This is a genomic window from Streptomyces sp. enrichment culture (assembly GCF_964273255.1).
Taxonomy (GTDB): Bacteria; Actinomycetota; Actinomycetes; order Streptomycetales; family Streptomycetaceae; genus Streptomyces.
On the sequence record NZ_OZ186835.1, the window covers coordinates 156,728 to 182,798 of the forward strand.

Here is a 26,071-nt window from a genome sequence, read left to right on the forward strand (position 1 = left end):
CCGCTCAGCCCCGCTCCGGGGCCAGAAGGAACGACACCCGCACCCGTGCGCCGCCCATCGGCGCGCGGGTGATCGTCAGTTCTCCGTCGGCCGCCCGGGCCGCGCGGGCCACGATGTCCAGGCCCAGGCCGGTGGAGCCGCCGACGCTGACCCCGCGCGTCAGCGCCGCCTCCGGGTCGGCCACCCCCGGACCCGCGTCGTCGACGGTGAGCAGGACCCGCTCGTCGGCCCGCTCCACCCGGACGGCGAAGGCGGTCCCGACCGGCGTGTGCCGGAAGACGTTCCCGATCAGGGCGTCCACCACGGCCGCCAGGTCGTCCGGCGAGAAGCGGACGGGAGTGGGCCGCGGGGTGAAGTAGCGTTCCCACGGCCGGTCCTGCTGGGTGGCCAGCACGGCCCAGAAGTCCAGGCGCACGGCGACCACCTCCGACACGTCGCAGGGTCTCGCCGGATCGTGGGCCGCGCCGCCCGGCTGCGACACGGCCAGCGGTGCGCGGGCCGCCGTGATCACCGCGTCGAGTTCGCTCTCCAGCTGGGCGGCCGCCTCGGCGATCCGGCGGGCGCTGGGGGTGGGCCCCATCCGGTCCGCCTCCAGGCACAGCGCGGTGAGCGGCGTGCGCAGCCGGTGGGAGAGATCGGCGACGAGTTCGCGCTCGACGGCGAGCAGGTCCACGACCCGGTCGGCCATGGTGTTGAACGCGGCCCCGGCCTCCTGCAGCTCGGGGGGCCCGTCCGGTTCGACCCGGACGTCGAGGTCGCCCGAACCGAGCGCGAGCGAGGCCTTCTTCAGGCTGCGCGAGGAGCGGACCACCCGGGCACCCAGCCGGTCGGCGACCAGGACGGAACCGCCGACCAGCCCGAGGGCCAGCAGCGCCATCACCCCCCAGGACGCGGCGACGCCCCGGCTGAGATCGGCGGCGGGCACCCAGGACTCCACGACCGCGACCCGGTCGCCCCGCAGCACCACGGGCTGCAGGTAGCTCCAGCCGTCGTCGGTGTCCAGGGCCAGCGTCTGCCGGTCCTCCACCGCGCGGTCCAGGGCACTGCGGGGGGCGTGCGACCGTCCGACCACGTCGCCGTCGGGCAGCCGCACCGCGAGCCGGTCCGGGGAGCCGATCTCGCCGAGGGCCTGCTCCACGTCGGCGCGCCGGGTGGTGAGCGCCAGCACCGGGGACAGGGCCGAGGCGCGCTGCTCGGCGACGGTGGTGGCCTGGTCGCGGGCCTGCTCGCGGACGAGCAGGGCGAGCGGTATCAGGAAGGACAGGGCCACCATCGACGTGACGGCGAGCGCGATCCCGGCGAGGGCGCGTCTCACGGGCTGCCGACCAGCTTGATGCCGATGCCGCGCACGGTGCGCAGGTAGCGCGGCTGGCGCGCCTTCTCCCCCAGCTTCCGGCGCAGCGCGGACAGGTGGACGTCGACCGTCTGTTCCTCCAGGTACGGCTGCTGCCACACCTCGGTGAGGATGCGCCGCCGCGACACGACCTGGTCGGCGTGCGCGGCCAGGTAGGCGAGCAGGTCGAACTCGCGGCGGGTCAGCGGCAGCTCCCGGCCCGCCAGGTGGGCCGTGCGCGCGGTGGGGTCGATGTGCAGGTCCCCGATGTGCAGCGCCGGCTGCCGCGGGGCGGGGACGTCGGCGGGCGCCGAACGGCGCAGCACCGCGCCCAGCCGGGCCAGGAGCTGGCCGCCGGAGAACGGCTTGACCATGTAGTCGTCGGCGCCGGCGTTGAGCAGCCGGATGATCTCGGTGTCGTCGTCGCGGGCGGTGGCGACGAGGACGGGCACGCGGGATATCCCGCGGATCATGCGGAGCACGTCGAGGCCGTCGAGATCGGGCAGCCCGAGGTCGAGCACGACGATGTCCGGCGGGCTCTGGGTGATCTCGCGCAGCGCCTCGAAGCCCTGGTGGGCGGTCTTCACGGCGTGGCCGTGTCCGCTGAGGACCTCGATCAGCGCGGCCCGGATGACGGCGTCGTCCTCGACGACCAGTACGGAGGCCATGAGCGGAAACGTTAGCGGGTCCGTCACCATGGTGTCGTGCCCCGCCTCCTGCGCTACCTGCTGATATGGCTGTCCTGCACGGCAGCGAGTGTGACCGCCGTCATCGTCACCATCTCCTTCGTCGTGGATTCCACCCGTCCCACGGCGCCGGTCGCCCAGTCGGCGCCGGAGGAGCTGCCGCCGGCCACCCGGTCCGCCCCGCCGTCCAGCGCCGCCCCCTCCCCCAGTGCGTCGCCCAGCACCCGGAAGCCGAGCCCCTCGCCGTCCCGCACGACCGAGGCCGCGCCCGAGCCGAGCCCGACGCGCGCCCCGGCGTCCCGGCCCGCGCCCCGGCCGACGGACACCGGCGGCGGCGACCCGGGGTGTGCGGGGCCCGGCTCCGGGGTGCACACGGTGCCCTCGCAGGGCGGGAAGGCCACCGTGCGCTTCGGCGGTGGCCGGGTGTGCCTGATCTCCGCGGTGCCGAACCAGGGGTTCACGGTGAGTACGCAGCAGGGCTCCCCGCAGGCGCTGACGGTGACGTTCTCCGGCCCGCGCCGGCGCTCCGAGGTCACCGCGACCGCCGGTTCCCCGGACCGGGTGAGCGTGCGCGAGTCCGCGTTCTGATGTTCCGAGCCCGCCCGCACCGTCCCGCGCGAGCCGCGGAGTCCGCGGAGTCCGCGGACAGCGGCTGACCGCAAGGCTTCCTACGGTCGCCCCATGACCCACACGCAGAGGATTCTCGTCACCGGCGCCACCGGCACCGTCGGCCGGCAGGTCGTCGCCGGACTGCTCGCCCGCGGCCACGCGGTGCGGGCGCTGACCCGGGACCCGTCCCGCGCCGGCCTCCCGGCCGGCGTCGAGGTGGTCCGGGGCGACCTGACCGAACCCGGCACCCTGGCCCCCGCCCTGGAGGGCGTCACCGGCCTGCACCTGATCACCTTCGACGGCGGGGGGTTCGCCCCGCTGGAGACCGGTCCGCCGCTCCTCGCCGCCGCCCGCGCGGCCGGGGTGCGCCGGGTGACCGTGCTGCACGGCGGCGGGCCGACCCCGCTGGAGGACGCCGTACGCGCCGACGACGCGGTCGACTGGACCGTGCTGATGCCCGTCGAGTTCATGGCCAACGCCCTGGAGTGGGCGGAGGGGATCGTGCGGGCGGACGAGGTGCGCGAGCCGTTCGTCTCCCGGCTGAGCGCCATGGTGCACGAGGCGGACATCGGCGCCGTCGCCGCGGTCGCCCTCACCGAGGAGGGTCATGCGCGCCAGGAGTACGTGATCACCGGACCCGAGAATTTGACCGTGCGGGACAAGGTCGCGGCGATCGCCGCCGCCCGCGGCCGGGAGATCGCCCTGGTGGAGCTGACCGAGGAGGAGGCCGTCGCGCGGTGGCGGGCCGCGGGGCAGCCCGAGGAGGTGATCGGCTTCCTGCTGGAGATGTACGGCAACACCCCGGAGGCCGGCCGCACGGTCCTCGACACCGTCGAGAAGGTCACCGGCCGGCCGGCCCGCACCTTCGCGCAGTGGGCGGCCGAGCACGCGGCGGCGTTCACCGCCCCCGCCGCTCCCTGACCGCCGCCCGCTCCGTCCCGGGGCCCGCCTTCGCCGGGCCCCGGGCCACGCGCGGCGGCGCCCCGGCTGCCGGGCCGTTGTCGCAGGCCGTCGATACGCTCGTGCCATGAGCGTCTCCCTCTACTACACCGCCCGGCGGGACGAGCCGCTGACGGACGCCGAGACCGCCGCCGTCGGCCGGATCGCCGCCGCCCGGGACGCGTCCTTCCCCCACCCCGGCGAGGAGGGTCTGCACCTCTACGAGGGCGGGGGCGGCGCGCCGGAGCAGGTGCTGGCCGGTTCGACCAAGCTGCCGAGCGCCCCGGACCGGGTGCTGCCGGTGATCGCCCACGTGCTGGACTCCGTCACCGCGCTGCGCCGCGCCCTGCCCGGCGCGGCGTGGCACGTGCACCTGGACGACCTGGACGTCGACTGGGACGAGGAGGAGGGGTACGCGCTGCCCGGCATGCGCGACGCCGGTCTGCTCACCGAGCTGGACGGGCTCTGACCGGCCTCACCCGCGGACGGTCCCTCCGGGTACGGTCGGCGGACACCGGCATCCGCCGTCCGCCGACCGAAGCACGAGGACCATCCGTTGTACCGCGGCAGTTACTACGAGGCCATCGACGAGCACCGCTACAAGCCCACCGCGCACGCGAGCGGCGCGTGGGACACCGACGAGCTGCACTTCAGCCCGCTCGGCGGACTGATCGTCCACGCGATCGACCGGTTTCTCGCAGGACGGCCGGAACGGGCGCTGCCCCTGGCGCGCATCAGTTACGACATCCTCGGCCGCCTGGCCCTGGACGAGTGCGAGATCCGGGTGGAGTCCATCCGGCCCGGCCGCACGATAGAGCTGCTCGAGGCGGTGGCGCTGATCGCCGGCCGGCCCGTGGTGCGGGCCCGTGCCTGGCTGCTGGCGCCGCACGACACGTCCGCCGTCGCCGGTGGACCCGACGACCGGCTCCCGGCCCCCGAAAGTCTCGCGCCCTGGCCGATGGACTCGGTCTGGCCCGGCGGGTACGTGGCCTCCCTGGACGTGCGGCCGGTGGCTCCCCCGCGGCCGGGCCGCGGCACGGCCTGGCTCTCCACCGGGCTCGACCTCGTCGCCGGGCAGCGCGTCGGCGCGCTCGCGTCGTTCGTCGCGCTGGTCGACACCGCCAACGGCATCGCGGTGAGGCAGCCGCCGACCGCCTGGATGTTCCCCAACGTGGACCTCACGATCCACCTCCACCGGCAGCCGGCGGGGCGCTGGACCGGGCTCGACACCACCGTCGCCTTCGGCCCCGCCGGGCACGGCATCACCAGTACCGTCCTCCACGACGTCGAGGGGCCGGTCGGGCACGCGCAGCAGATCCTCACCGTCCGGCCGCTGCCGGGCGCCGCCGGAGCGTAGGGCGCCGAGGCCCGGCGCGGGGCGCGGCGTCGCGCTCCCGTGCCGGGCCCCCGCTGCCGGGCCCTGTCGTCACATTCCCGTCTGCCGTGCGGGCGGACGACGGGCATTCGACGACAGGACCTACGCGCGGTCCCCGGCCTTCGCCCCGGCGGTGCCGGCGGCGGGCGTGCCGGGGCCGCCGCGGGCCAGGGAGCTGGGCCACCAGGCCCGGGGGCCGATGTCGATCACCAGGGCGGGCACCAGCAGCGACCGGACCACCAGGGTGTCGAGCAGGACGCCGAAGGCGACGATGAACGCGAGCTGGACCAGGAACACCAGCGGGATGACCATGAGCGCGGCGAAGGTGGCGGCGAGCACCACGCCGGCCGAGGTGATCACCCCGCCGGTCGTGGTGAGTCCGCGCAGGACGCCCCGCCGGGAGCCGAGCGTCCTGGCCTCCTCCCGCACCCGGGACATCAGGAAGATGTTGTAGTCCACGCCCAGGGCGACCAGGAACACGAAGCCGTACAGGGGGACCGAGGCGTCCATGCCGCTGATGCCGAGCAGGTGCTCGAAGACGAGGACCGCCACCCCGAGGGTCGCCAGGTAGTTCAGCGCGACCGTCGCCACCAGGAGCACGGGGACGAGCAGGGAGCGCAGCAGGGCCACCAGGATCAGCAGGATGATGCCGAGCACGACGGGCACGATGACCATCCGGTCGCGCGAGGCCGTCTGCTGGGTGTCGTACTGCTGGGCGGTGTAGCCGCCGACCAGCGCGTCGGCGTCGGGCACGGCGTGCACCGCGTCCCGCAGCCGCTGGACGGTGTCCTTGGCGGCGTCGCTGTCCGCGGGGTCACTGAGGGTGACGTCGATGCGGACCCGGCCGTCGACGACGAGGGGTTCGCCGCCTCCCGGCCGTCCCGACTCGGAGACGGGGGCGGCCGACGCGACGCCCTCGGTGTCCTTGGCGGCGGCGGTCACCTCGGCGGCGCGGTCGGCGCCGGCGATGACGACGGCGGGGTTGCCCGAGCCGCCCGGGTAGTGCTCGGCGAGCGTCTTCTGGGCGGCGACCGAGGGGGCGTCGTTGACGAAGATCTCGTCGAGCGGCACGCCCTTGGCGGTCAGGGTGGAGGAGAAGCCCGCGAGGAGGGCCAGGCCCAGCGCGGTGACGACCCAGGTACGGCGTGGGCGGCGGTCCACGGTCGCCGCGACGCGGTGCCAGAGTCCCTTGTCCTCCTCGTCCGTGGCGGGCGCCTTCGGCCGGGACGGCCAGTAGGCGGCCCGCCCGAGCAGGGCCAGCACGGCGGGCAGGAACGTCAGCGTGGAGAGCACGGCGCACGCGATGCCGATGGCGCCCACGGGTCCGAGGGCGCGGGTGTTGGTGAGGTCGCTGGCGAGCAGGGCCAGCAGGCCGAGGGCCACGGTGGCGGCGCTGGCGGTGATCGCGCCGAAGGAGCGGCGCACCGCGACCAGGGCGGCCGCCGCCCGGTCGTCCCGCAGCGCGAGTTCCTCGCGGAAGCGGGCGGCCAGCAGCAGGGCGTAGTCGGTGGCGGCGCCGATCACGAGGATGGACAGGATGCCCTGGACCTGGCCGTCGACCATGACGACGTCCCGGTCGGCCAGGACGTAGACCACCGCGCACGCCAGCGCGAGGGCGAACACCGAGCCCAGGATGATCACGAAGGGCAGCAGGACGCTGCGGTAGACGAGCAGGAGGATCAGCAGGACGGCGCTCAGGGCCACGCCCAGCAGCAGTCCGTCGATGCCGGCGAAGGCGTCGGAGAGGTCGGCCTGGCTGGCGGCGGGTCCCGCGATCTGCGCCGTGGTCCCGGGGACGTCCCCCGCGGCCCGGCGTACGTCCTCCAGGACCTCGGGGAGTTCGTCGCCGAGGTCGGACTCCAGCTGGACGACCGCCTGCAGGGCCAGGCCGTCGTCGGAGACGAAGGCGGGTGACGGGCGTTCGACGACGCCGGGCTGCCCGGCGAGCCCGGCGACGGCCTCGGTGGCCGCGGCCCGCTGGGCGCCGGTGATGCGGTCGCCGTCCGCCGTCCAGACCACGATGGCGGGCTGCGTACCGGACTGGTCGAAGGCCTCGCGGGCCTCCAGGACCTGGGTGGACTCGGCGCTCTCGGGCAGGAACGTCGACTGGTCGTTGGTGGCGACCTCGCCCAGCTTGCCCGCGTACGGCCCGAGGGTGCCGCCCACGCCCAGCCACACCACCAGCAGGACGAGCGGTACGGCCCACCGGGCCCAGCGCGGTGCGGTTCTCATCAAGCTCCTCCGGATGCTGCGGACGACACGGGATGGGGACATGCAAGGGAGCGGGGATTAACTCATCGGTCGAGTATCTCGATGGTCGAGCAAATATATACTGGGCCCATGAGCGGCCCGGTCAGCACCCCCTCGCCCCTTGTTCCGCAGGACGACCCCACGGGGTTGCAGTCGTTCGCGGTTCTGTTGCGCCGCATGAACGGCGAGCTGAACCGTGTCACCGAGGAGTTCGCGCAGGCCCAGGATCTGCACCTGACCGACATGCGGGCGCTGATCGCGATCCTGGACGACGACCCGGCGCTCGGCCCGATGACGCCCGGCCGTCTGCGCAGGCACCTGAACCTGACGTCGGGTGCGATGACCGCCTGCGTCGACCGCCTGGAGAAGGCCGGGCACATACGGCGGGTCCGGGCGGTCGAGGACCGCCGCGTGGTGCACCTGCACTACGCGGACGCCGCCAGGGAGGTCGCGCGGGAGTTCTTCCAGCCGCTGGCCCGCAGCACCGACACCGCGCGCGGCCGCTTCACCCGGGACGAGCTGCTGGTGGTCGCCCGCTTCCTCGCGGAGATGAACCGCGAACTGGCCCGTCTGCGCGAGGTCCCCGCGTCCTCTTCCCCGGCCGGCTGACACGTCCCCCGTCCCCGCTCAGCCGAGGTCGATCAGGGCGAGGCCCAGCTCGGGGTGGTGGGTCTTGGCCAGCTCGGCGGGGCTGTCCCGGACGATGACCTCCAGCGTCGGCCAGACGCGGCCCGACAGCAGGTGGCCGCCGCGGGTGGAGCCGTCGGACAGGCCGAGCACGACGTGCAGGTGCGGTGCCGGCCCGTCGTCGGCGACGGCGACGTCACCGATGAGCGAGAGCACCTCGCACTGCTCCTCGACCGGGATGGGCCGGTAGTCCATGGCCTCCCGGTCGAACCAGCCGACGACCGCCTCGGAGAAGGCGCCCACGGCGGTGATCTGGGAGGCGCCCAGCGACCGCTCCCGGGCGAAGGCGGTGAGTGCGCGGACGGCGTCCTCGCCCGGGTCGAGCACCACCACGTACACCGCCGACGGTCCCTGCTGCACCTGTTGCCACTGCATGGCGCGCCGGGTACCCGGCGGCGTCCCCGCCACGCCGGGGACGGCTCAGGCGACCGTGAGGACCAGCCGGCCGCGGACCTCCCGGGCCTCCAGCCTGCGGTGGGCCTCCGCCGCCCTCGACAGCGGCAGCCGGTCCGCGATGCGCGGGCGCCACGGGGACGCGCTCAGCAGGCGCCCGACGGCCCGGGCCGCGGTGGCGAGGTCGCTCGAGGAGGCGTTGCTGATGGCGAACCCCACGATGCTCGCGTCCTTGGCGTAGAGGCTGCCCGGTGCCAGCTCGCCCGGACCGCCGCCCAGTCCCACCATCACGACCAGGCGCCCGCCGTGGGCCAGCAGGTCCACGGAGTCGGCCAGGGACCCGCGCCCGGAGGTGTCGAGGTGGAGGTCGACGCCATCGGGCGCGGCCCGGCGCAGTCGCGCGGTCAGGTCCGGCGCCCGGTAGTCGAGAACCTCGGCGGCGCCCAGGGCGCGGACCGCCGGGACGTCCTCGGCCCGCGCGGTGCACAGGACGCGCGCCCCGGCCGCGGCGGCCAGGGCGACGGCGGCGCCGCCGACGTTCCCGGCCGCGCCGCCGATGTAGACGGTGTCCCCGCAGGTCAGCCCGCCGTGCCGGAACAGTGCCAGCCAGGCGGAGGCGGCGGGGTGCGCGGCGGCCACCAGCTGCTCCTCGTCGACGCCGGGCGGGACCGGGTAGAGCCGGTCCGCGGCGACGGTCGCGTACTGGGCCGAGGCTCCCTGACGGCCGGCGTGCCCCAGGCTGTTGCACCACACCCGGTCGCCGGGAGCGAACCCGACCGCGCCGGGTCCGGCCGCGGCGACCTCCCCGACCAGATCGCGGCCGACGACGAACGGGAAGGGGACGGGGGTGGCGTAGGCACCGGAGCGCACGAAGGTGTCCACCGGGTTGACGGCGACGGCGCGCACCCGGACGAGGACGTCGGTGGGGCCGTACGACGGTACGGGGAGGTCCCGGTGGCGGATCGCGTCGGCCGGGCCGACGGCGTCGATGCAGGCGGCCTTCATCAGGCCGGGGACGGTGCCGGTCGTCATGCGCGTCATGCTACGGACCGGCGGGCTCCCCGCCCGGTCCCGCCGGCCCGTGTCGGGCGCGCCGCCGGCCCGTGTCGGGCGCGCCGCCGGCCCGTGTCGGGCGCGCCGCCGGCCCGTGTCGGGCGCGCCGCCGGCCCGTGTCGGGCGCGCCGCGGGGCGGGGGCGGACCGTGGTGCCGCCCCCGCCCCGCGGCGAGGAGGGTCAGCGCAGCGGGTCGAACGGCGCCAGCTCCGCCGGACGGCGTCCGGTGACCATGGTCTCGGCCAGCAGCAGACCGGTGGCCGGGCCCAGGGTGATGCCCCACATGCCGTGGCCGCCCGCGGCGAAGACCCGGGGCGACCTGGTGGCCCCGATGAGCGGGAGACCGTCGGTCGTGCACGGACGCGAGCCGACCCACTCGTCCTGGCGGGCGTTCAGGTCCGCCCCGCGCAGCAGCGGCCGCGCGGCCTCGGCGATGGCGTTGATCCGGCGCGAGTCCAGCGGTGCCTCCGGCTTGCGGAACTCCATCATCCCGGCGACGCGCAGCCGGTCCCCGAGCGGGGTGCACGCGACCCGCTGGGCGGGGAAGTAGACCGGGCCGGTCGGGACGTGCTCGATCGGCACGCTGAAGCTGTAGCCGCGGCCCGCCTGGACCACGGAGCGGACGCCGAACTTCCGGGCGTGCCGGCCGAGCCAGGCACCGGTGGCCAGGACGACCGAGTCGAAGCGCTCGACCGCGCCGTCCGCGGTACGGATCGCGACGGTGCTGCCGGTGTCGTGCAGGTCGGTGATCTCCGTGCGCTCCTCGATCCGCCCGCCCCGGGCGCGGACGGCGTCCGCCAGGGCGTGCACGAAGTGACCGGGGTCGATGTAGCGCTGGCCGTGCAGCCGGATGGCCGCGCCGATCTCGTCCGACAGGGACGGCTCGACGCCCCGGGCCTCGTCGCCGTCGAGCACGTCGAACTCCATGCTCTGGCCCGCCGCGTGGATCTGCTCCAGCTCCTCGAGCAGGACCTTGCGCTCCTCGGCCGTACGGTAGGCCGCGAGGAACGACTTGGCGTCGAGGGTGCGGGCCTCGACACCGCCGTCGGCCAGCAGGTCGAAGCTGGACAGCGACAGGTCGTTGATGGGGACCAGCGCGCGCATGGCACGCAGCCACCGGGTGGCGGTGCTGTTGCGGGCGAAGCCGGTCAGGAACCTCAGCAGGCTCGGGTTCGCGCTCGGCGGCACGTAGACCGGGGACGACGGGCTGAGCACCGCGCGCACGCCGTAGGTGAGGACGGCGGGTTCCGGCAGCGGCGTGGCCAGCCCGGGCGTCAGCCATCCGGCGTTGCCCCAGGACGAACCCGCGGCGACGCCCTCACGGTCGTAGACGGTCACCTCGACGCCCCGCTCCTGAAGGAACCAGGCGGTGGACAGACCGACCATGCCGGCGCCGACGACGGCGACACGGCTCGGGCCGTTGGATGCGGGCGAGGAAGGGCGGGCCATGCGGAACCTCTTCTCACGTACTGCCGGGGACAGGGAAGGAACAAGGAAAGGGGGGCGTATCTCGATGGTGGGCCCGGCCGGGGGACGTTGTCTTTGTGCCGTTCGGCCAAGGGAGCGCGTACGGATGGTGCTCCGCGCACCATCCGGGTGGGCCACAATGTGTGCATGACCACGTGCGTACGCCCCGTCGCCCCAGGGTGCGGGCCATGATCGCCGTCACCGACCTGGTGGACGCCCTCGGCGCGGGCTTCCTGCGCACGGTCGTCGCGGCCGGGGACGCAGAGGTGCACGACGTCAGCCTCGCCGAGCCCGGCGACGCGGGAGGACGGCCGGGCGAGCTGGTGCTGGGCGTCGGGGTCGCCGACCGGGCGGACGCCCTCGCGCTGCTGGACCGGGCCGCCGCCGCGCGAGCCGCGGGCGTCGTGCTGAAGGGTCCCGTCGCCGCCGACGGGCAGGTGATCCGCGCCGCCCGGCGGGCGGCGGGCCCGGCCCTGGTGGAGCTGCGGCCGCACACCTCCTGGGCGCACGTGGTGTGGCTGCTGCGGGGTGTCCTCGACCATGCCGCCGCGCCCGGGGCGGGGGCGTTCGGCGCGCCCGGCCCGCACCACGACCTGTTCGCCCTGGCCGACAAGGCCGCCGAGATCATCGACGCGCCGGTGACGGTCGAGGACGCGCAGTCCCGGGTGCTCGCCTACTCGGCCCGGCAGGACACCACCGACCCGGCGCGGGTCTCCACGATCGTGGGACGACGCGTTCCGCCGGAGACGCTCACCCACTTCCGGGCGAGCGGGGTGTTCCGCAGGCTGGCCCGCTCGGCGGACCCGGTCTGGACCCCCGCGGGCCCCGACGGCACCCTGCCTCGGCTGATCGTCCCGGTCCGGGCGGGCGGGGAGTGGCTGGGCTCCATCTGGGCCGTGGTCCAGTCGCCCGTCGCCCCGGAGCGCATCCGGGAGCTGAGTGACGTGGCGTCCGTCATCGCCCTGCACCTGCTGCGGCTGCGGGCCGAGGCGGGCATCGCCCGGCGGGTGTCGGCCGGGCAGCTGCGGGCGGCCCTGCGCGAGGGTGCCGCCCTCGCTCCCGGCGCCCCGGGCACCGAGGCCGGCCCCGACGCCGGGCCGGTCCTGCCCGCCGGTCCGTGGCGGGTGGTGGCGCTCGGCTCCCCGGAGGGCACCGGCGACATCCGCCGGCAGCTGGACCTGTGGGAGTCGGTCGCCCGCCGCTTCGGCTGGCACCAGCCGCTGCTGGCGGACCTCGACGGGCTGCTCTTCGCGCTGGTCACCGACCGTCCGCGCGGCACCCGGCGCGGCACTCCGGGCGCCCCGGCGGCCGCCGAGGCCGGCAGCCTGCGCTGGCTGCGGCACGTCCTGGCCGAGGTGCGGGCGCACGACCCCGGGCTGTACGCGGCCGCCGGCAGCCCGGTGTCCGCCCCCGACCGGCTGCCGCGCTCCCGGGCGGAGGCCGTCGAGCTGCACCGGCTGATCGGCGGCGGCCGGCTGCCACGGGGCACCGGGGCGGGGACGGTGCTGATGGAGGACGCCTGGGACACCGTCGTCGTCGAGCGCGCCCGGGCCGCCGTCGGCATCGACTCCGGTCTCCTCGGCGGTCCGCTCGCCGGGCTGCGCGACCACGACGAGGAGCACGGCACGCCCTATCTCGCGACCCTCGCGGCCTGGCTGGACTACTTCGGGGATCCGCAGAGCGCCGCGCGGGTGCTGCGGGTCCACCCCAACACCCTGCGCTACCGGCTGCGCAAGCTGGAGGAGGTGGCCGCCGTGGACGTCTCCTCCCCCCGTACCCGGCTGGCGCTGCGGCTGCAGCTCGCGGCGATGGACCAGATGCCTCCGCACGAGCACGGTCCCGGCGGGGGGAGCGCACCGCCGGTCAGGTGATCCCGCACCGGCTGCGCGACGGGGCGTGCCCGCTCGCACCTGCCGGCACGGCCCGCGGCCGGGCACCGCGGGGGCCGGTGCGTACGGCCCCGGCCGTACGGGCGTCCCCGCCACCGGCGCGGGCCCGGATCACGCCGGCCGGGGGCTCGGCGGCCGGTACCGGGGCCGGGGGAGGGCTCTCCCCGGTGGAGTCGGCGAGGGAGCGCTCCGACCGGTCCCGTAGCACAGTGGGTGCATGAACCGTCACCGACGCCCGCCCCGGCGTGCCCCGTGGATCGTGGGCGGCGCCGTCGCACTCGCCCTCGGCGGCGTCGGCGTGTGGGCGTTGGTCTCGCAGGACGGCGACACACCGAGTCCCACGCCGTCCGCCTCGACGGACCTGACCCTGCCGACGCTGGACCCGCTGCCGACCTACTCGTCGCCCCCGGAGACGCCCGGCACGGCCGAGCCCACGGACGACGGGACCACGACCGCGACACCGGATCCGACGGCCTCGCGCACGGCCGCGCCGACGGCGTCCCGCTCAGCCGCGCCGCCGGCCACCCGCACGGCCGCCCCCACTCCGGGGGCGTCGCGCACGGCCGGCCGGACGCCCGGCGCACCGGACACCGCGCCGACGGCCACCGAGGGCACCCCGCCCCGCCGGACGGCCTCGCCCGCCCCGACGCCGCGCCCCCCGTCCGCCACCCCCCGGCCCCCCGCCTCCCGTACCCCGGCGCCCGCCTCTCCCGAGGCGCCCGGGACGGCCCCGTCCCGGTCCGTCACCCGCCCGCCGGGCGCCTCCCCCTCGCGCACCGCGCCGGCGCCGACCGTCACCCGGACGGCGGCACCGACGCCGAGCCCGTCGCACCCGTCGACGCCCCGCCCGTCGACGCCGGCCGCGCCGTCCCCCTCGGCCGTGCCGACCACGGCGCCGACGTTCACCGGGCCGACCACCTCCTGGTACACCTCCCCCGCCGCGGTGGCCGCCGCGCGGCGCATGGCCGCCGCCGGGGTCGTCGGGGACCCGGCGTGCTCGGTCGCGTCGGTGGGTCCGCCGGACCCGGCACTGGTGCCGCAGGGCGGCCGGATCGGCATCGGCAGCCACGGCGGCTACTGGTGCCTGATCGTCTCCCCGGCCCGCTGAGCAGGCCGGGGGCCGCCCGGGCGCGCGGCCCGATTGTCAGTGGCGGGCGGCAGGATGACGGTCATGACGACATCAGCAGCACTGATCGTGGACGCCTCCTCCTACGCCCGTGCGGTGGACACCGCCGTCGACGCGGCGGCCGCCTACTACGCGGGCGGCACCTCGCCGTTGGACGACGACGCCTACGACCGCCTGGTCCGCGAGATCGCCTCCTGGGAGGCGGCGCACCCCGGTCAGGTGCTGCCCCGTTCGCCCACCGGCAAGGTCGCGGGCGGCGCGGCCGGGGGCGACGTACCGCACACGGTGCCGATGCTCAGCCTCGACAACGTCTTCTCCGCCGAGGAGTTGACCGCGTGGACGGCGTCCCTGGCGCGCCGCGTCGGACGCGACGTCACCCGGTTCGGCGTGGGGCCGAAGCTGGACGGTCTGGCCGTCGCCGCCCGTTACACCGGGGGCCGCCTGACGCGGCTCATCACTCGTGGGGACGGGACGGCCGGGGAGGACGTCTCGCACGCGATCGGCACCGTGGAGGGCCTGCCCGAGCGGCTGGCCGAACCGGTCACCCTGGAGGTGCGGGGTGAAGTCCTCATGACCACGGCGCAGTTCGCGTACGCCAACGAGGTGCGCACCGGTCACGGCGGGCAGCCGTTCGCCAACCCGCGCAACGCCGCGGCGGGCACCCTGCGGGCGAGGGAGCGCGCCTACACCGTCCCGATGACGTTCTTCGGGTACGGGCTGCTTCCCCTGCCGGACACCGATCCCGCCACCGCCGCCCGGCTCGGCGAGCTGTCCTACGGCGAACTGATGGTTCTCATCGACGAGTTGGGGGTGCACACCAGCGCCCGCACGGCGGCCGCGGACATCGTCGCGGAGAGCGTCGACCGGGTGCTGGAACGGGTGGCGGAGATAGCCGCGCTCCGCGCGGAGCTGCCGTTCGGCATCGACGGGGTCGTCGTCAAGGCCGACCTCGCCGCCGACCGGCACGCGGCGGGCTCCGGCTCGCGCGCCCCCCGCTGGGCGGTCGCCTACAAGCTGCCGGCCGCGGAGAAGATCACCCGGCTGCTGGACGTGGAGTGGAACGTCGGCCGCACCGGCGTGATCGCCCCGCGCGCGGTCCTCGAACCGGTCGTCCTCGACGGCTCCACCATCACCTACGCCACGCTGCACAACCCCGCCGACATCACCCGCCGGGACCTGCGCCTGGGCGACCACGTCATGGTCCTGCGCGCGGGAGACGTGATCCCCCGCGTCCAGGCCCCGGTGGCGCATCTGCGGACCGGCGGGGAGCGGCCGGTGGAGTTCCCCGTGCGGTGTCCGCGCTGCGGCTCGGACATCGACAAGCGGGAGGAACGCTGGCGCTGCGGCCAGGGGCGCACCTGCCACCTGGTGGCCTCGCTGGCGTACGCCGTCGGCCGCGACCAGCTCGACATCGAGGGCCTGGGGTCCACCCGGATCGTCCAGCTCGTCGACGCCGGTCTGGTCACCGACCTCGCGGACCTGTTCGCCCTGCGGCGCGAACAGCTGCTGGCGCTGGAGCGGATGGGGGAGACGAGCACCGACAACCTGCTCGCCGCGATCGACCGGGCCAGGCAGCAGCCGCTGTCGCGGGTGCTGTGCGCGCTCGGGGTGCGCGGCACCGGCAGATCCATGTCGCGGCGCATCGCCCGGCACTTCGCCACCATGGACCGAATCCGGGCCGCCGACGCGGCGGCCATGCAGCGGGTGGACGGGATCGGGCCGGAGAAGGCCGCGGCGATCGTGGCCGAACTCGCCGTGCTCGCACCGCTCGTGGACAAGCTGGTGGCGGCCGGCGTCTCCATGGCCGAGCCCGGCGCCACTCCCCCGCCGGACGGGGAAGCGGTCACCGGTGACACCGACGCGGACGGTGGCGGCGCGGCGGGGGCGCCGGCAACCGCGCCGCGGGGCCCGCTGGCCGGAATGCGGGTGGTGGTCACAGGTGCGATGACCGGTCTGTTGGAGAAGCTGTCCCGCAACGAGATGAACGAACTGGTCGAACGGGCCGGCGGACGCTCCTCGTCCAGCGTGTCGCGGAAGACGTCGCTCGTCGTGGCGGGTGAGGGAGCCGGGTCCAAGCGTGCCAGGGCGGAGGAACTCGGTGTCCGCCTCGCCACGCCGGACGAGTTCGCCGTCCTGGTCGGCGACTTCCTCGGCTGAACGGGCCCCGCGGGCCGCCCGGTGGAGGCGGGCGGCCCGCGGCCGGGCCGTCAGTCGCGGTCGACCTGTTCGCGCTGGACCTCGCCGCTGGCGGCGTCGACGTCGACGGCCGTCAGCACCCAGGTGTCGGGGTTGACGACGTCGACGGACCACATCACCTGTTCGTTGTCGTCCTGGTCGAGTTCGAGCGCGGTGACCGTGCCGTCGACCTTGTCGGTGGCGGCCTTGACGGCCTGCTCGGGGGTCTGGGTGGCGTCGTTGAGCCGGTTGGCGACCTCCTGCTTGTCGTCCGCGCTCTGGTCCTCCTCGACCCGGGTGCGGAAGACCTCGCCGCTGACCGCGTCGATCTCGATGCGGTGCACGGTGCCGTCCTCGGTGGCGACCTCGGCCTCCCACTCCGGGGCGCCGGGCGACGGGGCGGGGGCCGGCGTGCTGGGACTCGCGGTGCCCGGAGAGGCCGTTCCCGGGGAGGCGGTCCCCGGCGAGGCCGTCGCGTCGGCGGGCGTGGCCTTCAGTTCCAGGCCCACCAGCCGGCTGTCGGGAACCGCCTGGACGGCCGTGTCGGCCGCCTTGTCCCAGGTCACCTTCGCCGCGCTGACCAGGTCCTTGCGCTCGGTCTGCTCCGCGCTCAGCGAACCGGAGGGCGAGGGCGGGGCGGAGGTCGCGGTGGCCGAGGTGGCGCCGGGGCTGGTCGGGGCCGCCGCGGCGACATCGGCACGGTCGGTGCCGCTGCTCCCGCAGGCGGTCAGCAGCAGGGCGGAGGCGCCCAGCGCACAGACGGCGGCGAGGGAACGCACAGGGGAAACACGTCGCAAAGAGCTCATACTGCTCCCGTAACCCCCGCGCCACACGAGCACACGGCACCCTCACCGAAACCACCGGAATGGCCGGGTGGGGCGGCTCCTCGGCGCGGTGGCTCGGCGATTCGACGGCTCGGCGGCTCGGCGGCTCGGCGGCAGCGGCTCGGCGGTGGATGGCGGAGCGCAGTCGTTGCTCCGGGCGGCCGGTGTTCCGGTGTTCCACTGTTCCGCTGTTCCGCTGTTCCGCTGTTCCGGGTGCCGCCGGGCGGGCTGGGCGTCCGGGCGGCCAGGTGGTCGAGCCCAGGTACCCCGGGCCGCCTGGCTCCGCCGGCCGGTGCTTCAGGCCCGCCCGGCGCCCGCCACCCGCCGCCGGCCCCCGGGCGCTCCGCGGCCGGCCGGAGGGCCCGTTCCGCCGGACGGCCCGTTCCGCCGGAAGCCCCTCCGGCCTCCTACGGCGCGCCCGGAGGGCCGGACACCCCCGGCACCGGGCCGCCCGGCAGCCCGGGCGCCGCCCGCTCGTCGGCCACCGCGCGGGAGGCGGCCGGGGTGCCGTCTCCCGCGTCGCAGCGGTGTCCCGCGTGGTCCGGCGGGCCCGGTGTCCGGGCCGGTCAGGTGAGTTCGACCAGGAGGTCGCCGCCCTCCACCTGCTGGATGCGGTTGATGGCCAGCCGGGACACCGTGCCGTCCTTCGGGGCGGTGATCGCGGCTTCCATCTTCATGGCCTCGATGGTCGCCACCGTGGCGCCCGCCGACACCTGGTCGCCCTCGGCGACGGCCAGGGTGACCACGCCGGCGAAGGGGGCGGCCACGTGGCCGGGGTCGGTCCGGTCGGCCTTCTCGGTGACGGGGACGTCGGAGGCGGCGGCGTGGTCGCGGACCTGGATCGGCCGCAGCTGGCCGTTGAGCGTGGCCATCACGGTGCGCATGCCGCGCTCGTCGGCGTCGCCGATGGCCTGGAGCTCGATGAGCAGCCGCACCCCGGGTTCGAGGTCGACGGTGTACTCCTTGCCCGGGCGCAGGCCGTAGAAGAAGTCCTTGCTGTCCAGGACGCTGGTGTCGCCGAAGGAGCTGCGGTGGGTGTCGAACTCCCGCGTGGGGCCGGGGAAGAGCAGCCGGTTGAGGGTCGCCCGGCGGTCCTTGGCGAGGCCGGTCCGGTCGTCGGCGCTCAGGTCCTGCACGGGCTTGGCCTCGGCGCGCCCCCGCAGGGCCTTGGTGCGGAACGGCTCGGGCCAGCCGCCGGGCGGGGTCCCCAGTTCGCCGCGCAGGAAGCCGATGACCGAGTCGGGGATGTCGAAGCGGTCCGGGGACTCCTCGAAGTCCGCCGGGGAGACGCCCGCGCCCACGAGGTGCAGGGCGAGGTCGCCGACCACCTTGGAGGAGGGCGTGACCTTCACCAGGCGGCCGAGCATGCGGTCGGCGGCGGCGTACATCGCCTCGATGTCCTCGAAGCGGTCGCCCAGGCCCAGCGCGATCGCCTGGGTGCGCAGGTTGGAGAGCTGACCGCCGGGGATCTCGTGGTGGTAGACGCGGCCGGTCGGTGAGGCCAGGCCGGCCTCGAAGGGCGCGTAGACCTTGCGGACGCTCTCCCAGTACGGCTCCAGGTCGCCGACGGCCTGGAGGTCCAGGCCGGTGGGGTGCTCCGAGTGGTCGGTGGCCGCGACGAGCGCGGACAGCGACGGCTGCGAGGTGGTGCCGGCCATGGAGGCGACCGCTCCGTCCACGGCGTCGGCGCCCGCCTGGATCGCGGCGAGATAGGTGGCGAGCTGTCCGCCGGCGGTGTCGTGGGTGTGCAGGTGGACGGGGAGGTCGAACTCGCGGCGCAGGGCGGACACCAGGGTCGCGGCGGCCGGGGCGCGCAGCAGTCCGGCCATGTCCTTGACGGCCAGGACGTGGGCGCCCGCCTCGACGATCTGTTCGGCCAGGCGCAGGTAGTAGTCGAGCGTGTAGAGCCGCTCGGAGGGGTCGGACAGGTCGGCCGTGTAGCAGAGGGCGACCTCGGCGATGGCAGTGCCGGTCTCGCGGACGGCGTCGATGGCGGGGCGCATCTGGTTGACGTCGTTGAGGGCGTCGAAGATGCGGAAGATGTCGATGCCGGTGACCGCGGCCTCCTGGACGAAGGCGTCGGTGACTTCGGTCGGGTAAGGGGTGTAGCCGACGGTGTTGCGGCCGCGCAGCAGCATCTGCAGGCAGAGGTTGGGCACCGCCTCGCGCAGGGCCGCCAGCCGCTCCCAGGGGTCCTCGGCGAGGAAGCGCAGGGCGACGTCGTAGGTGGCACCGCCCCAGCACTCCAGGGAGAGCAGCTCGGGCAGGGTGCGGGCGACGACCGGGGCGGCGGCCAGCAGGTCCTTGCTGCGGACCCGGGTGGCCAGCAGCGACTGGTGGGCGTCGCGGAAGGTGGTGTCGGTGACGCCGACGGTGGGGGACGCGCGCAGCCACGAGGCGAAGCCCTCGGGGCCGAGTTCGGCGAGCCGCTGCCGGGAGCCCGCGGGCGGTCCCCCGGCCGGCACCTCGGGCAGCTTGGTCAGGGGGTCGATGAGTTCGGGGCGTTCGCCGTGGGGCTTGTTGACCGTGACGTCGGCGAGGTAGGTCAGCAGCTTGGTGCCGCGGTCGGCGGAGTGGCGCGCGGTGAGCAGGTGCGGGCGCTGCTCGATGAAGGAGGTGGTGACCCGGCCGGCCTGGAAGTCGGGGTCGTCCAGGACCGCCTGCAGGAAGGGGATGTTGGTGGCGACGCCGCGGATGCGGAACTCGGCGACCGCGCGCCGGGCGCGGCCCACCGCGGTGGCGAAGTCCCGGCCCCGGCAGGTCAGTTTGACCAGCATGGAGTCGAAGTGGGCGGAGATCTCGGTGCCGGCGTGGGTGGTGCCGCCGTCGAGGCGGATGCCGGAGCCGCCCGGGGAGCGGTAGGCGCTGATCCGGCCGGTGTCGGGGCGGAAGCCGTTGGCGGGGTCCTCGGTGGTGATGCGGCACTGCAGCGCGGCGCCCCGCAGGGTGACGGTCTCCTGGGAGAGGCCGAGGTCGGCGAGGGTCTCCCCGGCGGCGATGCGCAGCTGCGACTGGACGAGGTCGACGTCGGTGACCTCCTCGGTCACCGTGTGCTCGACCTGGATGCGGGGGTTCATCTCGATGAAGACGTGGTTGCCGTCCCGGTCGAGGAGGAACTCCACGGTGCCCGCGTTGCGGTAGCCGATCTGGCGGGCGAAGCGGACGGCGTCGTCGCAGATGCGGTCGCGCAGGGCGGGGTCGAGGTTCGGCGCGGGGGCGAGTTCCACGACCTTCTGGTGGCGGCGCTGCACGGAGCAGTCCCGCTCGTAGAGGTGCATGACGTTGCCCTCGCCGTCGGCGAGGATCTGCACCTCGATGTGACGGGGTTCGACGACGGCCTTCTCCAGGAAGACGGTCGGGTCGCCGAAGGCGGACGCCGCCTCGCGGGAGGCGGCCTCGATGGCCTCGCGCAGCTGGCCGGGTTCCTCGACGCGGCGCATGCCGCGTCCGCCGCCGCCGGCGACCGCCTTGACGAAGACGGGGAAGCCGATGTCGTCGGCGGCCCGTACGAGGGCGTCGACGTCGGTGGACGGCTCGGAGGAGCCGAGGACGGGCACGCCCGCCTCCCGGGCGGCGGCCACGGCGCGGGCCTTGTTCCCGGTCAGCTCCAGGATGTGCGCGCTCGGTCCGACGAAGGTGATGCCCGCCTGCTCGCAGGCCCGCGCCAGCTCGGGGTTCTCGGACAGGAAGCCGTACCCCGGGTAGATGGCGTCGGCCCCGGCACGGCGCGCCGCGCCCACGATCTCCTCGACGGAGAGGTAGGCGCGCACGGGGTGACCGGGCTCGCCGATCTCGTAGGCCTCGTCGGCCTTGAGCCGGTGCAGCGAGTTGCGGTCCTCGTGCGGGAAGACGGCCACGGTCCGGGCACCCAGCTCGTAGCCCGCGCGGAACGCCCGAATCGCGATCTCACCGCGATTGGCGACCAGCACCTTGCGGAACATTCTTGATCCCTTCAGCCTGCCGGTGACGAAGACCATCGTGTCGGTGGCACGTCCGGTACGCCATGTGAACCGGGCCACTCACCGGCGCCGGTCTCGTCGTCCGCACCGTTCGCGGGGCGCCCGCGGGGGCGTCCGGAACCGGTGCGGGGGGCCGCGACGGGATCGGTTCCCGTCGCGGCCCCCCGGGGCTGCTGCCCAGTGGGCGGCGGGCTATTCGGTGATCTTCAGGAGCTTGTTCGGGGTCTCCGCTCCGGGGTTGCCGATCTTGTCGGCGGTGGCTCCGTCGGTCAGTGCGGTGGCGACGGCGTCGGGGGTGGCGTCGGGGTGGCCGGCCAGGTACACGGCGACCGCGCCGGCGACGTGGGGGCTCGCCATGGAGGTACCGGATATCGTCTTGGTGCCCTGGTCGCTGTCGTTCCAGGCCGAGGTGATGTCGGAGCCCGGCGCGTACAGGTCGACGACGGAGCCGTAGTTGGAGAAGTCGGACTGGGCGTCGTCCTTGGTGCTGGAGGCGACCGTGAGGGCCTCCGGGACGCGGGCGGGCGAGCCCTGGCCGGCGTCGGCGGACTCGTTGCCGGCGGCGACCGCGAAGGTGACGCCGGCGGCGACGGCCTTGGCGACCGCCGCGTCCAGGGCGGGGTCGGCGGCGCCGCCGAGGCTCATGTTGGCGACGGAGGGTCCCTGGTGGTTCTCGGTGACCCAGTCGATGCCGGCGATGACCTGCTCGGTGGTGCCGGAGCCGTTGTCGTCGAGGACTCTGACGGCCACGATGTCGGCCTTCTTGGCGACTCCGTGGGCGGCTCCGGCGATGGTGGCGGCGACGTGCGTGCCGTGGCCGTTGCCGTCGTCGGCGGTGTCGTCGTCGTCGACGGCGTCGTAGCCGTGGCGGGCGCGGCCCTCGAAGTCCTCGTGGGTGACGCGGACACCGGTGTCGATGACGTACGCGGTGACGCCCTCGCCCGCCTGGTCGGGGTAGGTGTACTTGGCGTCGCCTGCGGTGTCCTCCTGGTCGACGCGGTCCAGGCCCCAGGACGGCGGGTCGTCCTGGGTGGCGGTGGCGTGCAGGGTGCGGTTGGCGACGACCTTGCCGACGGCGGGGTCGGCGGCGAGGCGCTTGGCCTCGGTCTCGGTGAGGCCGGTGGCGGAGAAGCCGTCGACGGCGGCCGCGTAGGTGCGGCTGAGCGTGCCGCCGTACTCCTTCGCCAGGTTCTTCTTGGCGGCGGACGTGGTGTCCTCGTCGAGCAGGACGATGTAGCTGCCGGTCACGGCGTTCTCGGCGTTCAGGCCGTACACGGTGCCCTGGGCGGGTGCGTCGGCGTGGGCGGCCGGTGCCCCGAGGAGGGCTGCCGTGGTGGTGGCCGCCACGAAGGTGGCGATGGTGATCCTGCGGGCGCCGGTACGCATCTGATGCGACATGAAGAGGGGTCTCCTCGTCGTGGGGGGATGTCCTCCGGCACGGCGTTGCGCGGAGGATGACGAGAAGCGTGGCCAGTTGTCGCGGTCAGATCAATAGTGCTGTTCAGCGGGCGGATTGACGTCCGGTCACATCTCCACAAGGTCCGCCCAAGTCGGAGCCAACCCCGAGACGAAGGCGCAGGTGAACGGCTTGGTTGAAGCGAGCACCAGCGGCTGCGGGAACCGTGTGACCATCCCCTCACCCAACCCTCACGGGAGCAGGCGTTTTCCGGGAGCCGTACGGAGAAATTCGCGCACGGGTCAGACAGACAGGCGTTCGCCTGCGCATGCTTTCGATCACTACGGATCAGCCCCGGTCAGACGCCCCCACATGCCCCGGTCACTTGCCTAACGTTCCGGCACCGGACAGGGCGAGAGCCGTTCCCACACGGCGTCCGCCTCCTGTCGTCACACCTACGAGCAGAGGATGGGTCCCATGGCGAGTGTCGAAGTGTCGCTGAAGGAAATCATGACCGCCATCGAAGGGTGCCTCGGGGCAGCCGTCGTCGACTACTCCAGCGGCATGGCCCTGGGCACCCTGGGCGGGGGCAAGGACCTGGACCTCACGGTCGCGGCGGCCGGCAACACGGACGTGATCAGGGCCAAGGTGCGCACCATGGAACTGTTGGGCCTGACCGGGCAGATCGAGGACATCCTCATCACCCTCGGCGGCCAGTACCACCTCATCCGGCTGGTCACCGGACGGTCGGGCAACGGGCTCTTCCTGTACGTGGTGCTCGACAAGTCCCGGTCGAACCTGGCGATGGCCCGTCACCAGCTCAAGCGGATCGAGGAGCAGCTGGAAGTCTGACCGCCCCGGGGCCCGGGCCGACGCACGCCCATGATGTGAAGACTTCTTCAAGTCACCACATCAAGATGATCCCAATCCGTGGATGTGCGCGGCCCCGGGCGAGAAGGATCGGCTTGCAACCAACACGGCGGGGCGGCGCGGCCGGGCGCCGCCCCGCGACGGCGGACACCCCGATGCGGCAGGGAGAGCGCAGCATGCAGGTCCCCCTCTATCAGGCCAAGGCGGAGTTCTTCCGCATGCTCGGACATCCGGTGCGGATCAGAGTGCTGGAACTGCTGCAGCACGGGCCGGTCCCGGTGCGGGACCTGCTCGCCGACATCGACATCGAGCCGTCGAGCCTGTCGCAGCAACTGGCCGTGCTGCGCCGCTCCGGCATCGTGGTGTCGGTGCGCGAGGGCTCCACGGTCCGCTACGCCCTCGCCGGCGGCGACGTCGCCGAGCTGCTGCGGGCGGCCCGCCGGATCCTGACGGAACTGCTGGCGGGCCAGAGCGAACTCCTCGCCGAACTCCGGCAGAGCGACACACCACCGGTGTCGGCCGGGCCGCCCCCGGGGCGGTGAGGCGGGGGCGCGGGCAGGCGAACGGCTCCCGGGACGCCGGGTGGTGCCGCGAGGGTGGTGCCCCGGAAGCGACGGCGCGCGTGCCCGCGCCGACCGGGCACGGGACCGGACGGCCGGCCCCGGCTCGGTCGGAGGGGTCGGCGGGTCGGCCGCACGGCTTGATCGTCCGTGTGGCTCGGTCAGCGGCGCCGTTCGTTCGTCCGTGCGGCTCGGTCAGCGGTGCCGCTCGCTCAGCCGTGCGGCTCGGTCGGCGGTGCCGCCAGCTCAGTCGCGCGGTCCGATCAGCCGCGCAGCTTGATCCGGCTGACCGCGGCCACGCCGAGCGCGGCCAGGGCGATCTGGATCAGCCACTCGACCCAGTCGACGCCCTTGGTGTCGGCGACTCCGAGGCCGGAGGCGATGCCGGTTCCGATGAACGCGGCGACGATGCCGATCAGGATGGTCCACAGGACTCCGATCCGCTGCCGCCCGGGGACGACGAGCCGGCCGAGCACCCCGATCACGATGCCGATGACGATGGCGCTGATGACGCCTGAGATCTCCATGAGCGTCCGTCACCCCTCAGTCGTTGGTGTCTTCCTCCGGGTGCCCGCTCCGCGGCCCGGCAGTCCCGGCAGCCGCCCGGGACCGCCGGGCAGCTGCGGATCGCGGCGAGGGCGGCGAGGTCAGACGTTGACGCCGAAGTCGGCGGCGATGCCCGCCAGTCCGGAGGCGTATCCCTGTCCGACGGCGCGGAACTTCCACTCGGAGCCGTGCCGGTAGAGCTCGCCGAAGATCATCGCGGTCTCGGTGGCCGCGTCCTCCGACAGGTCGTAGCGCGCGATCTCGGCACCGTCGGCCTGGTTCACCACCCGGATGAAGGCGTTGCGGACCTGGCCGAAGCTCTGGCCCCGGTTCTCGGCGTCGTGGATGGACACGGGGAAGACGATCCGGTCGATCCCGGCGGGGACACCGGCCAGGTTCACCTTGACGGACTCGTCGTCGCCCTCGCCCTCACCGGTGAGGTTGTCACCGGTGTGCTCGACCGAGCCGTCCGGACTGCGCAGGTTGTTGTAGAAGACGAAGTGCTGGTCGGACGGCACCTTGCCGGAGGCGTCCAGGAGCAGCGCGGAGGCGTCCAGGTCGTAGTCCGTGCCGGTCGTGGTGCGGACGTCCCAGCCCAGGCCGACCAGAATGGCGGTCAGCCCCGGCGCCTCCTTGCTCAGCGAGACGTTGCCGCCCTTGGACAGGGAAACTCCCACGGTGTGACTCCTTCTCGGCGTGCGCGGTCGGGACCCCTGCGTGCGCGGCCCCGTACATCGAATCTACAGCACTGTAGAAACGAACGGAGGGGTGGCCCCGGGCCGCCCCTCCCCGCCGGGCACGCTCAGCCCTCGTCCTCCTCCTCGTCCCCCTCGTCGCCCTCGAAGAAGTCCCCCACCTCGTCGACGACTTCGGCCGCCACGAGGCCGCCGGCCACTCCGACCGCGAGACCCGCCGCACCCGCGGCGACCGCCGTGCCCAGACCCGGTCCGGAGCGGTGGCCTGCCTCGTGGCCGTGCCCGCCGTACGCGTCGCCGTGGCCGTACGCACCCTGGGGACCGTAGGACGCCCGGTGCTCCACCAGGTGGCGGATCCAGCCGTCGACCTCCGCGACCGGGACGGCGGGACCGTCGTGGGTGACGGTGAAGCGGGTGACGGCGTCGTGCCCGCCGGAGAACAGCCCTCCGCGCTTGTCGGCCTCCAGGACCACCTCCATGCCGCCGGGGTGCGCCAGGAAGGTCACCTCGATCTCGTTGACCTGGTGGGCGTACTGCGGTGCCGGGGTGAGTTCGATCTCCTGGTAGAAGGGCAGCTGCTGCCCCGTGCCGCCGATCCGCCCGTATTCCAGGTCGGCGGAGCGGAAGCCGAAGCCGAGCTGCCCCAGCGCCTCCAGGACCGTCTCCTGGACGGGCAGCGGAGCCACCGTCAGGGCGTCGAGGTCGCCCTTGTCCCGGGCTCCGGCCACCGCCAGTTCGGTGCGCACGCCGAGCACGATGCCCAGGGGCTGCCCGTGCAGTTCGGTGACGGGTGTCTCCCAGGGCAGGGTCACGGCGAACGGCACGTCCCGCCGCTCCCCCTCGGCGAGGCGGAAGCCGCCGCCGACGGTGAACCGCTCGAAGGCGACCACCGCGTCGCTCTCCCCCTGCTCGTGCTCGGCCTCGACCCGGGCCACCAGTTCCAGGGTGATGTGCTCGATGTCGAAGGCGGCGGTGCCGCCCTGCAGCCCGACCTGCCCGGTGAGGGTGCCGCCGGGACGGACGGGAGCCGGGTCGAGGACCGTGTCGACGGTGGGGCCGCCGACTCCGAGGGAGCCGAGCAGTCGCTTGAACACCATGATGGCGTCCACTCCTTACGCGTGTGTGTGCCACGAGAGGCCCGCTCCACCGGGGCGGGCCCTCTACAAACGCGTAGAGCATAGAGCCGTGGAAGTCGGCGAAAGCGCAGGTCGGGGCGGCCGCCACGGGAACGGCCGAAAA

The 26,071-nt window shown here is 74.6% G+C and carries 24 protein-coding genes; 10 read left to right on the forward strand and 14 right to left on the reverse strand.

Going from position 1 to position 26,071, the window contains the following annotated elements; translation table 11 throughout:
* Positions 1–4: 4 nt before the first annotated feature.
* From ACSU53_RS00720 to ACSU53_RS00730, 3 genes are read right to left on the reverse strand one after another with little or no spacing between them, the layout of a single operon-like run.
* Positions 5–1,315 (reverse strand): ATP-binding protein, encoded by a 1,311-nt coding sequence (locus tag ACSU53_RS00720; RefSeq protein ID WP_437024191.1) that lies wholly within the window; start codon positions 1,313–1,315, stop codon positions 5–7.
* Positions 1,312–2,001 (reverse strand): response regulator transcription factor, encoded by a 690-nt coding sequence (locus ACSU53_RS00725; protein ID WP_437024193.1) that lies wholly within the window; start codon positions 1,999–2,001, stop codon positions 1,312–1,314. Before ACSU53_RS00725 ends, ACSU53_RS00720 begins: the two co-directional genes overlap by 4 nt.
* A gap of 53 nt (positions 2,002–2,054) precedes the next feature.
* Positions 2,055–2,480, reverse strand: coding sequence for a hypothetical protein (locus ACSU53_RS00730; RefSeq protein WP_437024195.1), 426 nt, complete (start codon positions 2,478–2,480; stop codon positions 2,055–2,057).
* Position 2,481: 1 nt separating this feature from the next.
* Here ACSU53_RS00730 and ACSU53_RS00735 point away from each other — a divergent pair, with 1 nt between their 5' ends.
* From ACSU53_RS00735 to ACSU53_RS00750, 4 genes are all read left to right on the forward strand, one after another.
* The gene (locus tag ACSU53_RS00735) at positions 2,482–2,607 is read left to right on the forward strand and encodes a hypothetical protein (RefSeq protein WP_437024197.1); all 126 of its coding nucleotides are present in this window, start codon (positions 2,482–2,484) and stop codon (positions 2,605–2,607) included.
* 93 nt (positions 2,608–2,700) lie between these two features.
* Positions 2,701–3,549 carry an NmrA family NAD(P)-binding protein gene (locus tag ACSU53_RS00740; RefSeq protein ID WP_437024199.1) on the forward strand — a complete coding sequence of 283 codons (849 nt, stop codon included), beginning with the start codon at positions 2,701–2,703 and terminating at the stop codon, positions 3,547–3,549.
* 106 nt (positions 3,550–3,655) lie between these two features.
* Positions 3,656–4,036, forward strand: coding sequence for a hypothetical protein (locus ACSU53_RS00745; protein ID WP_437024201.1), 381 nt, complete (start codon positions 3,656–3,658; stop codon positions 4,034–4,036).
* An 87-nt stretch (positions 4,037–4,123) separates the two neighbouring features.
* Complete coding sequence (locus tag ACSU53_RS00750) at positions 4,124–4,924, forward strand: thioesterase family protein (RefSeq protein WP_437024203.1); 801 nt, start codon at positions 4,124–4,126, stop codon at positions 4,922–4,924.
* Between the two features lie 120 nt (positions 4,925–5,044).
* Here ACSU53_RS00750 and ACSU53_RS00755 read toward each other — a convergent pair whose 3' ends face one another.
* Complete coding sequence (locus ACSU53_RS00755) at positions 5,045–7,174, reverse strand: MMPL family transporter (RefSeq protein ID WP_437024205.1); 2,130 nt, start codon at positions 7,172–7,174, stop codon at positions 5,045–5,047.
* Between the two features lie 108 nt (positions 7,175–7,282).
* Here ACSU53_RS00755 and ACSU53_RS00760 point away from each other — a divergent pair, with 108 nt between their 5' ends.
* A complete protein-coding gene (locus ACSU53_RS00760; RefSeq protein ID WP_437024207.1) occupies positions 7,283–7,801 on the forward strand; it encodes a MarR family winged helix-turn-helix transcriptional regulator in 519 nt (172 codons plus the stop codon).
* Between the two features lie 18 nt (positions 7,802–7,819).
* Here ACSU53_RS00760 and ACSU53_RS00765 read toward each other — a convergent pair whose 3' ends face one another.
* The 3 genes from ACSU53_RS00765 to ACSU53_RS00775 form a co-directional block, all read right to left on the reverse strand.
* On the reverse strand, positions 7,820–8,254 hold the full coding sequence (locus tag ACSU53_RS00765) for a PPC domain-containing DNA-binding protein (RefSeq protein ID WP_437024208.1): 435 nt from the start codon (positions 8,252–8,254) through the stop codon (positions 7,820–7,822).
* 45 nt (positions 8,255–8,299) lie between these two features.
* A complete protein-coding gene (locus ACSU53_RS00770; RefSeq protein WP_437024211.1) occupies positions 8,300–9,304 on the reverse strand; it encodes an NADPH:quinone reductase in 1,005 nt (334 codons plus the stop codon).
* A gap of 201 nt (positions 9,305–9,505) precedes the next feature.
* Positions 9,506–10,774, reverse strand: a complete 1,269-nt coding sequence (locus ACSU53_RS00775) for an NAD(P)/FAD-dependent oxidoreductase (RefSeq protein WP_437024213.1) — start codon at positions 10,772–10,774, stop codon at positions 9,506–9,508.
* Positions 10,775–10,980: 206 nt separating this feature from the next.
* Between ACSU53_RS00775 and ACSU53_RS00780 the strand changes: the two genes are divergently transcribed.
* Positions 10,981–12,663 (forward strand): PucR family transcriptional regulator, encoded by a 1,683-nt coding sequence (locus tag ACSU53_RS00780; protein WP_437024215.1) that lies wholly within the window; start codon positions 10,981–10,983, stop codon positions 12,661–12,663.
* 411 nt (positions 12,664–13,074) lie between these two features.
* On the opposite strand, the gene ACSU53_RS00785 is transcribed toward ACSU53_RS00780, so the two are convergent.
* On the reverse strand, positions 13,075–13,587 hold the full coding sequence (locus ACSU53_RS00785; protein ID WP_437024218.1) for a hypothetical protein: 513 nt from the start codon (positions 13,585–13,587) through the stop codon (positions 13,075–13,077).
* Here ACSU53_RS00785 and ACSU53_RS00790 point away from each other — a divergent pair.
* The gene (locus tag ACSU53_RS00790) at positions 13,562–13,789 is read left to right on the forward strand and encodes a hypothetical protein (protein ID WP_437024220.1); all 228 of its coding nucleotides are present in this window, start codon (positions 13,562–13,564) and stop codon (positions 13,787–13,789) included. The two genes, ACSU53_RS00785 and ACSU53_RS00790, sit on opposite strands and share 26 nt — an antisense overlap.
* A 54-nt stretch (positions 13,790–13,843) precedes the next feature.
* Positions 13,844–15,964, forward strand: coding sequence for an NAD-dependent DNA ligase LigA (ligA, locus tag ACSU53_RS00795; protein WP_437024222.1), 2,121 nt, complete (start codon positions 13,844–13,846; stop codon positions 15,962–15,964).
* Between the two features lie 50 nt (positions 15,965–16,014).
* Here ligA and ACSU53_RS00800 read toward each other — a convergent pair whose 3' ends face one another.
* The 3 genes from ACSU53_RS00800 to ACSU53_RS00810 all read right to left on the reverse strand — a co-directional run bounded on the left by ACSU53_RS00800 (position 16,015) and on the right by ACSU53_RS00810 (position 22,163).
* A complete protein-coding gene (locus tag ACSU53_RS00800; RefSeq protein ID WP_437024224.1) occupies positions 16,015–16,761 on the reverse strand; it encodes a PepSY domain-containing protein in 747 nt (248 codons plus the stop codon).
* Positions 16,762–17,372: 611 nt separating this feature from the next.
* The gene (locus tag ACSU53_RS00805; RefSeq protein ID WP_437032955.1) at positions 17,373–20,747 is read right to left on the reverse strand and encodes a pyruvate carboxylase; all 3,375 of its coding nucleotides are present in this window, start codon (positions 20,745–20,747) and stop codon (positions 17,373–17,375) included.
* Positions 20,748–20,957: 210 nt separating this feature from the next.
* On the reverse strand, positions 20,958–22,163 hold the full coding sequence (locus ACSU53_RS00810) for a S8 family peptidase (protein WP_437024226.1): 1,206 nt from the start codon (positions 22,161–22,163) through the stop codon (positions 20,958–20,960).
* Between the two features lie 475 nt (positions 22,164–22,638).
* Here ACSU53_RS00810 and ACSU53_RS00815 point away from each other — a divergent pair, with 475 nt between their 5' ends.
* Both ACSU53_RS00815 and ACSU53_RS00820 read left to right on the forward strand, forming a co-directional pair.
* The gene (locus ACSU53_RS00815) at positions 22,639–23,013 is read left to right on the forward strand and encodes a hypothetical protein (protein ID WP_362096841.1); all 375 of its coding nucleotides are present in this window, start codon (positions 22,639–22,641) and stop codon (positions 23,011–23,013) included.
* A 194-nt stretch (positions 23,014–23,207) separates the two neighbouring features.
* Complete coding sequence (locus ACSU53_RS00820) at positions 23,208–23,573, forward strand: ArsR/SmtB family transcription factor (RefSeq protein WP_437024228.1); 366 nt, start codon at positions 23,208–23,210, stop codon at positions 23,571–23,573.
* 281 nt (positions 23,574–23,854) lie between these two features.
* Here ACSU53_RS00820 and ACSU53_RS00825 read toward each other — a convergent pair whose 3' ends face one another.
* The 3 genes from ACSU53_RS00825 to ACSU53_RS00835 all read right to left on the reverse strand — a co-directional run bounded on the left by ACSU53_RS00825 (position 23,855) and on the right by ACSU53_RS00835 (position 25,929).
* Positions 23,855–24,118, reverse strand: a complete 264-nt coding sequence (locus ACSU53_RS00825; protein ID WP_031102066.1) for a GlsB/YeaQ/YmgE family stress response membrane protein — start codon at positions 24,116–24,118, stop codon at positions 23,855–23,857.
* Positions 24,119–24,238: 120 nt separating this feature from the next.
* Positions 24,239–24,814: a TerD family protein gene (locus ACSU53_RS00830; RefSeq protein ID WP_362096847.1), complete on the reverse strand. Its 576-nt coding sequence runs from the start codon at positions 24,812–24,814 to the stop codon at positions 24,239–24,241.
* Between the two features lie 125 nt (positions 24,815–24,939).
* Positions 24,940–25,929, reverse strand: a complete 990-nt coding sequence (locus tag ACSU53_RS00835) for a sporulation protein (RefSeq protein ID WP_437024231.1) — start codon at positions 25,927–25,929, stop codon at positions 24,940–24,942.
* Positions 25,930–26,071: the final 142 nt, after the last annotated feature.